Annotated in this window: 11 protein-coding genes; 7 read left to right on the forward strand and 4 right to left on the reverse strand. The window is 39.4% G+C overall.

What is annotated here, in order from left to right; all coding sequences use genetic code 11:
- Window positions 1-4: 4 nt before the first annotated feature.
- The 4 genes from porK to H4O18_RS00120 all read right to left on the reverse strand — a co-directional run bounded on the left by porK (window position 5) and on the right by H4O18_RS00120 (window position 6,489).
- The gene (gene porK, locus H4O18_RS00105; protein WP_187581076.1) at window positions 5-1,363 is read right to left on the reverse strand and encodes a T9SS ring complex lipoprotein PorK/GldK; all 1,359 of its coding nucleotides are present in this window, start codon (window positions 1,361-1,363) and stop codon (window positions 5-7) included.
- A gap of 115 nt (window positions 1,364-1,478) precedes the next feature.
- Window positions 1,479-2,633, reverse strand: a complete 1,155-nt coding sequence (locus tag H4O18_RS00110) for a formimidoylglutamase (RefSeq protein ID WP_187581077.1) — start codon at window positions 2,631-2,633, stop codon at window positions 1,479-1,481.
- 1 nt (window position 2,634) lies between these two features.
- Window positions 2,635-5,124 carry a type I DNA topoisomerase gene (gene topA, locus H4O18_RS00115; protein WP_187581078.1) on the reverse strand — a complete coding sequence of 830 codons (2,490 nt, stop codon included), beginning with the start codon at window positions 5,122-5,124 and terminating at the stop codon, window positions 2,635-2,637.
- A gap of 117 nt (window positions 5,125-5,241) precedes the next feature.
- Window positions 5,242-6,489: an LVIVD repeat-containing protein gene (locus H4O18_RS00120; protein ID WP_187581079.1), complete on the reverse strand. Its 1,248-nt coding sequence runs from the start codon at window positions 6,487-6,489 to the stop codon at window positions 5,242-5,244.
- Window positions 6,490-6,643: 154 nt separating this feature from the next.
- Between H4O18_RS00120 and miaB the strand changes: the two genes are divergently transcribed.
- The 7 genes from miaB (at window position 6,644) to groL (ending at window position 13,393) form a co-directional block, all read left to right on the forward strand.
- Window positions 6,644-8,089 (forward strand): tRNA (N6-isopentenyl adenosine(37)-C2)-methylthiotransferase MiaB, encoded by a 1,446-nt coding sequence (gene miaB, locus H4O18_RS00125; RefSeq protein WP_187581634.1) that lies wholly within the window; start codon window positions 6,644-6,646, stop codon window positions 8,087-8,089.
- A gap of 3 nt (window positions 8,090-8,092) precedes the next feature.
- Complete coding sequence (locus H4O18_RS00130) at window positions 8,093-9,361, forward strand: sigma-54 interaction domain-containing protein (RefSeq protein WP_187581080.1); 1,269 nt, start codon at window positions 8,093-8,095, stop codon at window positions 9,359-9,361.
- A 53-nt stretch (window positions 9,362-9,414) separates the two neighbouring features.
- Window positions 9,415-9,933: an LptE family protein gene (locus H4O18_RS00135; RefSeq protein ID WP_187581081.1), complete on the forward strand. Its 519-nt coding sequence runs from the start codon at window positions 9,415-9,417 to the stop codon at window positions 9,931-9,933.
- A 3-nt stretch (window positions 9,934-9,936) separates the two neighbouring features.
- A complete protein-coding gene (locus tag H4O18_RS00140) occupies window positions 9,937-10,866 on the forward strand; it encodes a hypothetical protein (RefSeq protein ID WP_187581082.1) in 930 nt (309 codons plus the stop codon).
- Window positions 10,867-10,869: 3 nt separating this feature from the next.
- Entirely contained in the window at window positions 10,870-11,238 is a 369-nt protein-coding gene (gene secG / locus H4O18_RS00145; RefSeq protein ID WP_103439681.1) for a preprotein translocase subunit SecG, read from the forward strand.
- 144 nt (window positions 11,239-11,382) lie between these two features.
- Window positions 11,383-11,661, forward strand: a complete 279-nt coding sequence (locus H4O18_RS00150; RefSeq protein ID WP_072860635.1) for a co-chaperone GroES — start codon at window positions 11,383-11,385, stop codon at window positions 11,659-11,661.
- Window positions 11,662-11,764: 103 nt separating this feature from the next.
- Window positions 11,765-13,393, forward strand: a complete 1,629-nt coding sequence (gene groL / locus H4O18_RS00155) for a chaperonin GroEL (protein ID WP_187581083.1) — start codon at window positions 11,765-11,767, stop codon at window positions 13,391-13,393.
- The last annotated feature ends 103 nt before the right edge of the window (window positions 13,394-13,496 follow it).

Genomic DNA, 13,496 nt, shown 5'->3' on the forward strand with positions numbered 1-13,496 from the left:
TATTTTAATTGGTAGAATCTTCTTCTCCCATGTAATCCTGTACGGTTCTAAAACCGATGTAACTACGTGCAGAATCCTGGTATTCGTAATCTCTGGTACTTACCTGTAGGAAATAAGCAACATCTTTCCAAGATCCTCCTCTTATAACTTTTCTTGCATTATTGGTAGATTCTGCATTTGGATTCATCGTAGACACATATTCGTATGAATTTGGGTCATAACTACTATTCGTCCATTCAGAAACGTTACCAGCCATGTTGTATAGGTTATAATCGTTGGGCTCATAGGCCTTCGCCTCTACTGTGTACAAGGCCTGATCGGCAGCATAATCCCCTCGTTGAGGCTTAAAGTTGGCCATAAAACAACCAGTATCACTGATTACATAAGGACCACCCCATGGGTATGTTCCACCTTCTATACCTCCTCTAGCAGCATATTCCCATTCCGCTTCGGTCGGTAATCTAAAGCGGTTGACAAATTGCTTGCCTCTACTTTTTTGATCGTCGTTCTTGTATTTAGTTCTCCAGTTACAAAAAGCCTGGGCCTGTTGCCATGAAACACCCACTACAGGATAATCACTATAGGCATCATGCCAGAAGTAATCGTTGTGCATTGGTTCATTATAGGAATATGAAAAATCCTTTATCCATACCGTGGTATCCGGATATATTTCCAATTCTTCCTGTTTTATGAAATCCTTTCTACTTCCCTTTTTGGCACGAGCTGCTGCTTCAATATCCATCCAGGTGTACTTGTATTTCAATTTGGTAACATCTATATTACGTTGCCCGTTATAAGATTCTTCTTCTGGCAAGTACATGGAATCTACCATGACTTCGGTGTAATACTCATCAGGATATTTAGATATATCCCATATTAAATCTACCCTTTTGTTCAACGCCCTACCTTCGTAGCCTGTTTCGCCCATACCGGAATAGTTGTTCAGCATATATTTATCGTAGGCAGATAATTTTGTGGTATCGGCATCCTTAAAGGCATATTCGCCTATACCTCCATCATCTGGACCTAATCCTAATTCATCTGCTAGTATAGCCAATTTTGTTCTTGCAATGGAATCTTTGACCCATTCTACAAATTGGCGATATTCGCTATTCGTAATTTCCGTATCATCCATGTAGAAAGATCGAACAGTAACAGTCTTTGTCGGGGCGTTTTGTGTCTGAGCCTGATCCTCCTCACTTTTACCCATGATGAACGCTCCTCTAGGAATCAATTCCATACCATAGGGTTTTTCGGGATACCACTTTTTTCCTTGAGCTCCGACCAGCTCTCCTTTTGTTTTGGACCCACAACTTGAGAGTAAAAAAACAAATGCTATAGATGACAACAATAGCTTCTTCATACGTTAGGTTAAATTTCGATTATGATTATAAAAGCAAACACAAGTATTATTCTCTAAAACTTATTTTTAAATAATTTATTGTATAAAATTTGTTTTATACCCTAAAATTATTATTTCAATTAAACCCTTTTTTGTAGGCTTTAAACCACCGCTCAGGAATATTTTGATTACATGCATCTAGATAATCCAATTCGGTGCATGGTAATAACGCAGGTGAATTTGTTTTAGTATGTGAAGTTAAAATTGAAGGTACCTCTACCCACCATCTTTCGCTAAGATGACTTTTATAGAAGATAAGGGACTCATCTTCGGTAGGTACGGTATACTTGGTGAAGTCGTTACTACTATTGGGCAACTCTTGAATCCTAAAGTTCAGCCCCTCTATAAAATACCATATTATTTGTGCGACAAGTTGAAAGGATTGATTACTATTCTCGCATTCGTATATCCCAAAAACGGATACATTATCGCTTATACCGGCATATCTTGCTATGGCACAAATTTCCCTCCCGTTAAAACCGTTGGGTGAAAAATTTCTGGAATAGCCTATATCGGCGGCACGTATGGCACGTGCATCCAAACTTACCACATGGGCATTCCTTAGCACAGGTTCTGCCAGGGTAATGTTGGAAATTAATTCCCCCAACCTATAGGAATCAAAGAAAAGTCGTTCCATAAGGTCCAATTCTTCCTGGGAATTAAAATAACTTTGATACCCTATATTGGAAAAATTAAAAAGATTGTTGGGTTTGTCGGTAATTATTTTACTCATATAGGAATGGGAAGAAATAAGTTCTTCGTCCATCCCAAAATCGAACCTGCTGTCTATTGACACCAAATTGACCATATTTTTAAGTCCGTCAAAAGCCCTATAAGTGGGATAGGTTAGGTCTTGGGTAGCGCCAATTACAATGGGAATAATATTTTCTTCCAATAATCCGGCAACAATTTCCTTAACTACGAAATAGGTGTCCTCTACGGTCTCACCTTCCTCTATATCGCCCAAATCTACAATGGAACAGTTCCAATTGCCCAACATTAAATTATAAAGCTGAAGCCTGATTTCCGAGATATCCAGTCGTTCTGGTTTCTTCTCGAAAGCATTCCTGGATTCGTTAACTCCCAGTATAGCTACACTAACATTTGCCAATACCGGAAGACCATGCCGTGCAGTATGCATATAAACGTGTTTCCCCAATGCTTGGGCCGGTAGTAATTCGCAGTGGGCCAATACCCTATCACTAACGGGTACTAAAAAATCGAATGCCATATTATTTTTTAGCCTTAGGTTTCGCTTTAGTTTTTTTCTTAGGTGCTTTTTTTGCTATTAATTCCTGTGCTTCTTTAAGGGAAATCTTGGTAGCATCCACATCTTTGGACACCTCCACTTTTATTTTACCCTTAATAATGGAATGCCTTCCCCATCTCGCCTTTTCTATACGAATTCCTTCCTCTGGCCATTCCTGGATCAACTTATCAATTTCCTTTTGTTTTTTGGCCTCTATGATCTCTTCAATATCCTGTTTGGAAAGATTATCAAAGTCATATTTCTTACTTACATTGATAAACATTCCGTCCCATTTAATAAATGGTCCAAACCTACCAACTCCTTTGGTAACATCCTTGTCCTCGTAGGTAGTTATAGGGGCATCTGCTTTTTGTTTCTCCTTAATAAGCTCTACAGCGCGGTCCATATCTATCTCCATGGCATTTTCATCCTTGCCAAGGGAAACAAACTTTTTGCCAAATCTTATATAGGGACCAAACCTACCTACATTGGCTTCTACTTCCTCCCCTTCGTACTCTCCAAGTTTTCTTGGCAACTTAAACAGATCCATAGCTTCTTCATAGCTAATGGTATTTAGGGACTGGTCCGGTAACAGACTGGCAAACAACGGTTTTTCCTCATCATCTACGGTACCTACTTGCACCATGGGTCCAAAGCGGCCCAATCTTACCGAGACCTGTCTTCCGGTCTTGGGATCGGTCCCCAAAACACGTTCGCCACTGGCCCTATCGGCATTTTCTTCCACATCCAGTACCTTGGGGTGAAAATCCCCATAAAAATCCTTCAATACTTTTTGCCAATCCTCATCCCCTGAAGCAATCTCATCAAAATCTTCTTCCACTTTAGCCGTGAAATGATAATCCAAAATTGTTTCGAAATGACTTACCAAGAAATCGGTTACTATCATTCCAATATCTGTTGGGACCAATTTACCTTTGTCGGATCCCACATTTTCGGATAAATCTTTGGCAGTAAGTTTATCGGATTTCAACAATAACTGTACGTAATTCCTCTCCGTGCCCTCAATGGTACCCTTCTCTACATAGCCTCTATTTTGAATTGTGGAAATAGTAGGCGCATAGGTAGACGGTCTTCCTATTCCAAGTTCTTCCAGTTTCTTTACCAAAGACGCTTCCGTAAATCTATATGGAGCCCTGGAAAAGCGCTCTGTTGCCGTTATATAATTGTTAATTAGCTTTTCACCCTCTTTCATTGCCGGAAGCATTCCTTCCTGCTCTTCACTTATATCTTCTTCATCTGTTCCTTCCAAGTATACCTTTAGAAAACCATCAAATTTGATTACCTCCCCGTTAGCGGTAAATTCTTCTTTATGGGTATTGGATTTTATTTTAACATTGGTGCGTTCCAATTCTGCATCACTCATTTGTGAGGCCAAGGTACGTTTCCAAATAAGTTCGTATAGTTTGGATTGATCCCTTTCCAAAGAAGGGGACTGATTGGTCATCTCCGTTGGTCGAATGGCCTCATGGGCCTCCTGCGCACCCTTGGATTTTCCGGTAAAATTCCTAACCTTACTGTACTCTTTACCGTAATTACTTATAATGGCATCCTTTGCCGCATCTATGGCATCTTTGGAAAGATTAACACTATCCGTTCTCATATAGGTTATTAACCCTGCCTCGTACAAGCGTTGTGCCACCTGCATGGTCCTTGAAACTGAAAAATACAATTTCCTTGATGCTTCTTGCTGTAATGTTGAAGTTGTAAATGGAGCAGCCGGTGATTTTTTGGCCGGTTTCTTATCCAGTGAAGCAACGGAAAAATTGGCTCCTATATTTTCCTTAAGGAAAGCTTCCGCCTCTTTCTGGCTGGCATAGGTCTTATTTAACTTGGCTGTAAATATACTGCCCTCATTGGTTTTGAATTCGGCCGATGTTCTAAACGCTGCTTCAGGATTAAAGGCTTCTATATCCCGTTCCCTTTCCACAATCAACCTAACCGCTACAGATTGAACCCTACCCGCAGATAATCCCGGTTTAATTTTTTTCCACAGTACGGGGGAAAGTTCATAACCCACCAATCTATCCAACACTCTTCTGGCCTGTTGGGCGTTGACCAAATTGTAATTTATTTCCCTAGGATTTTCAATTGCCTTCTGAATGGCAGATTTTGTAATGGAATTAAATACTATCCTCTTGGTTTTATTCTTATCCAACTTTAACTCCTCGGCCAAGTGCCAGGAAATAGCCTCTCCCTCCCGGTCCTCATCACTAGCGAGCCATATAGTTTCGGCTTTGTCCGCCAAATCCCTAAGTTTTTTCACCAAGGCTTTTTTATCCTTGTCAACAATATATTTAGGGGCAAAATTATTATCCACATCCACTCCCAATTCTTTGGAAGGTAAATCGGCAATATGCCCAAAACTGGACTCTACCTTATAATCCTTTCCTAAAAATTTTTCAATTGTTTTTGCTTTAGCCGGGGACTCTACGATTACTAAATTCTTTGCCATTAACTAGTTTTTGGTGACACAAAAGTATATCAATTTTTTTATTTAACGGATTTTCATTTGTACCACCATAAAAAAACACCCCTATTTCAAGGGGTGTTTTAAATTATTTCGCATCTATTAATTAAGCTTAAATGTGCTTATAAGCTTTATTTTATTTTCCAAATATTCATATTGATAAATGACTTCTTCCCCGATCATTAGCAAATTATCCTCCATTGGAATAACATCAAAAGTATTGATATCTTTGAAATGATTTAGCTGCACCAAATTTTGAACATCTGTTTTATCATAGACCTTAAGTCCCGAAGTCCCGTCACAAACAAATAGTTTTTCAGCTTTTATCCCCAAGCCATAAGGACCATCCAGGGGATAGGTCTTAACCAATTCGGGGTTTGTAATATCTGAAATATCTACGATAAAGAGGCCACTTTCCGTGGCACCGCACATATTGCCTCCCCTTAGGGTTACATAGGCATAATCGCCATCAACCACCACAGGATCACAGGCTGTTCCGTGCTGAAATTCGGAAATCAAGGTAGGTGTGGCCGGTGATGAGATATCATAAATATACATACCGCGCATGCTCCCTAAAAATAATTGATCACCTCTATTAAAGATTGTTTCAATGTCAAAACCGGCATAAACGTCCTCCAAATCCTTGGGATTCTCCAAGTCCTGAATATTGAATACATTAATATTATGACTATCCACAGCGTACAAATAATCGTTTACTATTTTAAAGCGAGCCAAGGACCCGCCTTGCCCTGTAGGTGAAGCATTTTGGGAGGCATTGGCCAGCATAATATCAAACTCACGTGAAAACTGAACTTCCACTTCTTCTATCAGCCTTCTTTCTTTTATCGTTTCCCATCCAATTACAATGTCGTTCTGATAGTCTATATCCTGCCATTCATAAATATCTACCTCAAAAGGAAAAACCACATTATCCCTTAGAACATCCTCCAAACGGTTTACCATTTTAACATTATTGATATCGGATATATCGAGAACGATCAAATCGGTAATACTATCGGCATATAAATAATCACCCTTTACCGAGACATCAACGTTTCCAGGTATTTTAATAAAGGCTATTTTCTTAGGGGCTTTGGGATTGCTATTATCCACTACGTGAACCCCTTTATATTTGTCATTGACAAATATAAATTCCCCATATACATAAATTTTTCCGGATTCGTTTAAAGGAATGGGAGCTATGATATCTACATCCTTTTTAAAATCGGCTTTGCTCATGGTTATCGGCTTGGCCACCAAGTACTCGGCATATTTGCCATCATCCTCATCATTACAGGAAACAATCCCAAGGGTAGCCAGTACAAAAAATAGTAATATTATGTTTCTCATATTGTTAAAGTTATTGGGATTACTCTGAAGAGATACCATTGGACTTATAAAGTTGCGTGGATTTTTGAGAAATTTTTAACTGTCAATATGTCATATTTAGGCATATAATACTATCTTTGCAAACTCTTAAAGATGACGATGAATGCATAATAAAATGGAGAAGACTATAGACGAATCTGTTCAAGGAACTGCCATAACCATTGCGGAAAAAGAAAATAGCACTAGAAAACTATATATAGAAAGCTATGGTTGCGCCATGAACTTTTCAGATAGTGAAATTGTTGCCTCTATACTGGCCAATGAAGGCTTTAGCACTACCCAGGATTTAGAAGATGCCGACTTGGTATTGGTAAATACCTGTTCTATCCGCGAAAAGGCGGAACTCACCATTCGCAAGCGATTGGAAAAGTTTAATGCCGTTAAAAGACACAGGCCACATATGAAGGTAGGTGTTCTTGGCTGTATGGCAGAAAGGCTAAAAACGAAATTACTGGAGGAAGAAAAAATTGTGGATATGGTAGTAGGCCCGGATGCTTATAAGGACTTGCCCAATCTTATTCAAGAGGTGGATGATGGCAGAAATGCAGTAAACGTAATCCTATCCAAAGAGGAAACCTATGGGGACATCTCCCCGGTACGTCTCAATACCAATGGCGTTACTGCCTTTGTATCCATTACCCGTGGTTGTGATAATATGTGTACTTTTTGCGTAGTTCCCTTTACCCGGGGACGGGAACGCAGCCGAGACCCACAATCCATTTTAGAAGAAGTAAACGACCTTGCCAGTAAAGGATTTAAGGAAATTACACTGTTGGGACAAAATGTGGACAGCTACCTTTGGTATGGCGGTGGATTAAAAAAGGGATTCGAAAAAGCGACGGAAATGCAAAAAGCAACGGCTGTTAATTTTTCCAATCTATTGGAATTGGTAGCCTTGGCGCAACCAAAATTGCGTATCCGATTTTCTACTTCCAATCCGCAGGATATGACCTTGGATGTGGTTAGAATTGTAGCAAAATATCAGAATATCTGTAATTACATTCATTTGCCCGTGCAAAGCGGAAGCAATAGGATTTTAAAGGAAATGAACAGATTACACACCAGGGAAGAGTATCTGGAACTGGTTAAAAATATTAAGGAAATAATTCCGGATTGCACTATATCCCAAGATATGATCACAGGTTTTCCGTCCGAAACGGAAGAAGACCATCAGGATACACTGTCTTTAATGAAGGAGATACAATATGATTATGGGTATATGTACGCCTATTCCGAAAGGCCTGGCACCGCTGCGGCCAGGAATATGGTAGACGATGTGCCTCAAGAAGTAAAAAATAGAAGATTAACGGAGATCATTGCCCTACAAAGGGAACACAGTCATATCAGGAGCAAACAACAACTTGGAAAAACTGTGGAGGTTCTGATAGAGGGTTCCTCCAAAAAATCCGATTTGGATTGGATGGGAAGAAACTCCCAAAGCTTTGTTGTGGTATTTCCTAAGGAAAATTATAAAAAAGGCGATTTTGTAAAGGTCGAAATTACAGATTGCACCTCGGGTACTCTAATAGGTAGACCTGTAGGGTATTCCAATAACAATTAGAAGATGGAATCGATTCAATCAATAAAACAGCGCTTTGAAATAATTGGCAACGATGTAAAACTTAATCGTGCCATTGAAAAAGCCATCCAAGTGGCACCGACGGATATCTCCGTATTGGTAACCGGCGAAAGCGGTGTTGGAAAGGAAGCTCTTCCTAAAATAATTCACTCCCTTTCACACAGAAAACACGCTAAATATATAGCTGTCAACTGTGGAGCTATTCCCGAAGGCACCATAGACAGTGAGCTTTTTGGACATGAAAAAGGTGCTTTTACCGGAGCAACGGCCACTAGAAGCGGTTATTTTGAGGTAGCCGATGGCGGAACCATATTTTTGGATGAAGTTGGAGAACTGCCTTTGACCACCCAAGTACGCCTTTTAAGGGTATTGGAAAATGGTGAATTTTTAAAAGTAGGCTCCTCCCAGGTACAAAAAACAGATGTAAGAATTGTGGCTGCGACCAATATCAACATGTTCGAAGCCATTAAAAAGGAAAAATTTAGGGAAGACCTATATTATCGTCTGAGTACTGTTGAAATCAACATCCCCCCCTTACGCGAGCGCAAGGAAGACATACACTTATTATTCAGGAAATTTGCGTCAGATTTTGGTCAGAAATACAAAATGCCCACTATCCGCTTGGATGATGATGCGGTACAGCTGTTGCTAAAATACAGATGGCCTGGAAACATTAGACAGTTAAGGAATATTGCGGAACAGGTTTCTGTCTTGGAGGAAAGCAGGCTTATTACCCTAGCTACCTTAAACGGTTACCTACCCAATTCCAGCAATTCCAATTTGCCAGCCGTTGTTGGAAAAGAAAAAAAAGAGGGCGATTTTAGTACGGAAAGGGAAATATTGTACAAAGTGCTTTTTGATATGAAAGGCGATTTGAACGATTTAAAAAAATTAACACTGGAGTTGCTTAAACACAACGACAGCGAGAAGGTACAGGAAGAAAACGAAAATCTTATCCGAAAGATTTATGGTGACGATGAGGAAGATTACACGGAACAAGAGGAAAGCACAAATAAAATTTTACAGCTTCCCGAGCCGTATTCAGAAAAACCGATTGTTAAAACTCCCCCAGTAGATAAGTATGATTTTGCAGAGGAAATACAAGAGGAAGAAACCCTATCTTTACAGGATAAGGAAATAGAGCTCATAAAAAAATCCTTGGAACGAAATAAGGGCAAAAGAAAAGCAGCCTCAGCAGAATTGGGCATCTCGGAACGCACCCTTTATCGTAAAATAAAACAGTACGACCTTTAGCAGTAGTCAGTAGTCAGTAGTCAGTAGTCAGTAAAAAATACAAAAAGAAATTAATGATCAAGAGTAAACATATTATTTTAATGCTTGTATTGGTGCTAAGCATTTCTGGCTGTGGTATCTATAACTTTACCGGGGGTGATGTAGGAACAGCCAAAACCTTTCAAGTAAATTATTTTCAGAACTACGCGTCCCAAAATCCAGGATCTACTTTTGAACCTGGAATGGACAGGGATTTTACCTTGGCACTTCAGGATCTAATATTAAACCAGACTAGTCTGGATCTTGTTAAGTCCAATGGGGATTTGCTTTACGAAGGTGAAATTGTGGAATATCGTATTTCTCCCATGACGGCCACCTCCCAGCAAACAGCTGCACAAAACAGGTTGAGTATAGGGGTAAATGTAAGGTTCTTTAACAACACCAAGGAAGATGTCGACTTTGAACAACGGTTTTCCTTCTTTTACGATTACCCTGCCAATTCGCAATTGGCCAGTGTTAAGGATGAAGCACATCAAATAATTTTTGAACGTATTACCCAAGATATTTTTAATAAATCATTGGCAGATTGGTAATTTATGAACGTACAGGACTTTACATATCTATTGCAGAACCCGGACAAAGTGGTTTCCCCTGTGCAGACCAATCAACTGGAAGATGTACTGGCCGAGTACCCATATTTCCAGGCAGCCAGGGCCATGCACCTAAAAGGCCTTAAAAACCTCAACAGTTTTAAATACAACAATGCCCTTAAATTAACCGCGGCATACACGGCGGACAGGGATATTCTTTTCGATTTTATTACCTCTAAAGATTTTCTACAAAATACAATCGCAGATTCTATTTTGGGCAAAGCCACTACTTTAAATGATACTCCAACAATTTCGGAGGAGATAGTTTCGGACTTCAAGGAAGAAAGCGCACTGATCGAAGAATCGGAAGACGAACCCTTGCCCAGGACGGTAAAAGACGCGGACAATATCCTGGATCCCTCCCTTTTTTCCTCAAAAGACCCGGAAATAGACAAATCTATTTCTGACGATAAAAAAAAAGCTGAAGAGGCACTGGAAATCGGGAAACCATTGAATTTTACCAAAAAAGAGAAGTATTCATTCGGGGAATGGCTCCAATTAACTTCTAAAAAGACCCACAAGCCGAAGTCAGAATCTGATACTACGAAGAAGATAGTACATAATAAGCAGCCGAAATCAACCCCAAAAGAAGACAGGCTAAAAAAGAAAAAATTCGATCAGATCGACAAATTTATTGAAACAAACCCAAAAATTGTACCTAAGCCAAATTCGACCAAAGTACCTATCAAAGACTCACTTACCTTTGATAAAAATGAATTGATGACGGCTACTTTGGCCAAAGTTTATTTGGAACAAAAGAAGTATAAAAAGGCCATTCAGGCTTACAAAATTTTAAGTTTGAAATATCCAGAAAAAAGTAGTTTCTTTGCAGACCGAATTAAAGCGGTAGAAAAGATACAACAAGAAAATAATTAAATAATGAATACAACATTTACAATATTCTTGGTACTGATCATCCTAGTTTGCATCCTATTGATGCTTGTTATTATGGTGCAAAACCCTAAAGGTGGCGGATTGTCCTCTTCCTTCGGTGGTGGTGGAACCCAAATTGTAGGAGGGGTAAAGAAAACTGGAGACTTTTTGGATAAAAGTACTTGGACATTGGCAACTATATTGGTTGTTTTAATTTTGCTTTCCAATGTTGCAATAAAGGGAAGTTTTAGTGATTCCGATTCAAAATTGCTTAATGGGGACCCTATTGAAACTACAGCACCTGATGCTTTACCAGACACACCTATCTCTGCACCTGCCACTAACGGTACAAACAACACCGACAGTGTTCAATAATTAGGAGAAAACACATTTAAAATATCAAAAATGCCAGCTTACGTGACAAGCTGGCATTTTTATTTTAACAAAGTGTCAGTTTTAAGGCAATGGCATAATTTCTGCCTACAATAATCAAACTTAAAAACATAAAATCTAAATAATATGGCTAAAGTTAGCATTAAACCATTAGCGGATAGAGTTCTAATAGAACCTATGGCTGCCGAAACAAAGACTGCATCAGGTCTTTATATCCCAGATACCGCAAAAGAAAAACCGCAAAAAGGTAAAGTAGTTGCCGTTGGTCCTGGTACCAAAGATGAAAAAGTAACCGTTAAAGTTGGGGACACGGTGCTATACGGTAAGTATGCCGGTACCGAGTTAAAACTTGAAGGTACCGAATATCTTATGATGCGCGAAAGCGACATTTTAGCAATTATATAACATTGCTCCTATTCCCTAAAAGTTGGGAATATTCCAAACAACAAACTAAAGAGTATAACTAATTTCATTCCGTTTTATCTGGAATGATAAATGAAATTAAATTATGGCAAAAGATATAAAATTTGATATCGATGCAAGAGACGGCCTCAAAAGAGGTGTCGATGCATTGGCAAACGCAGTAAAAGTAACCTTGGGACCCAAGGGTAGAAACGTAATCATCAGCAAATCGTTTGGTGCTCCAACCATTACCAAAGATGGGGTTACCGTGGCCAAAGAAATTGAATTGGCAGATGCTCTTGAGAACATGGGTGCCCAAATGGTTAAGGAAGTTGCTTCCAAAACCAATGATTTGGCAGGTGATGGTACCACTACTGCCACTGTTCTTGCCCAAGCTATCGTAAAAGAAGGCTTGAAGAACGTAGCAGCTGGTGCTAATCCAATGGACCTTAAAAGAGGTATAGACAAAGCGGTACAAGCTATTGTTGAGGATTTGGCCAAGCAAACCAAAAAAGTAGGTGACTCTTCAGAAAAAATCAAACAAGTTGCCGCTATTTCATCCAACAACGACGAGACTATTGGTGACCTAATTGCCCAAGCTTTTGGAAAAGTAGGTAAAGAAGGTGTTATCACTGTTGAGGAAGCAAAAGGAACAGATACTTACGTTGATGTTGTTGAAGGTATGCAATTTGACAGGGGTTATCTTTCTCCATACTTCGTTACCGATTCGGAAAAAATGACTGCCGATTTAGAGAATCCTTACATATTATTATATGATAAGAAGATTTCTTCTATGAAGGATTTGTTACCAGTATTGGAGCCAGTAGCACAATCTGGAAAACCTCTTTTGATCATTGCAGAAGATGTAGACGGTGAAGCTTTAGCTACATTGGTAGTAAACAAATTGAGAGGGTCTTTAAAAATTGCTGCTGTTAAGGCACCAGGATTCGGTGACAGAAGAAAAGCAATGTTGGAAGATATTGCTATCCTTACAGGTGGTACCGTAATAGCTGAAGAAAGAGGCTTCACTATGGAAAATGCCACATTGGATATGCTTGGTACTTGTGAAAAAATCACAATTGACAAGGATAATACAACTATTGTAAATGGTGCAGGTGTTCCAAAAACTATTAAGTCTAGGGTAAACCAAATTAAATCTCAAATCGAATCTACCACTTCTGATTACGACAAAGAGAAATTACAGGAACGTTTGGCTAAATTAGCTGGTGGTGTTGCCGTTCTTTATGTTGGCGCTGCTTCCGAAGTAGAAATGAAAGAGAAAAAAGACAGGGTTGATGATGCCCTTCACGCCACAAGAGCAGCTGTTGAAGAAGGCATTGTTGCCGGTGGAGGTGTTGCTTTGGTAAGAGCTAAATCTGTTCTTGGCAAAATAAAGACTGAAAATGCTGACGAGGAAACAGGTGTACAAATTGTTGCCAGAGCTGTAGAATCTCCTTTGAGAACCATCGTTGAAAATGCTGGTGGAGAAGGATCTGTAGTAGTTGCAAAAGTTTTGGAAGGCAAAGGGGATTTTGGTTATGATGCCAAATCAGAAACCTATGTTGACATGATTAAAGCAGGTATCATTGATCCTAAGAAAGTAACTAGAATTGCATTGGAAAATGCTGCCTCTGTTGCCGGTATGATCTTGACTACCGAATGTGCTTTGACAGACATTAAGGAAGACGCTCCTGCAGGCCCACCAATGGGTGGCGGTATGCCAGGAATGATGTAAGCCTTACAATTTACAAGGATAAAAAAACCGCATTTGGAATTCCAAATGCGGTTTTTTGTTTTAAGTATTGGATAATAAGAAGAACAACCAGATTGTTCCTCCA

It is taken from the genome of Arenibacter arenosicollis, from assembly GCF_014397245.1.
In the GTDB taxonomy this organism is placed as follows: Bacteria; Bacteroidota; Bacteroidia; order Flavobacteriales; family Flavobacteriaceae; genus Arenibacter; species Arenibacter arenosicollis.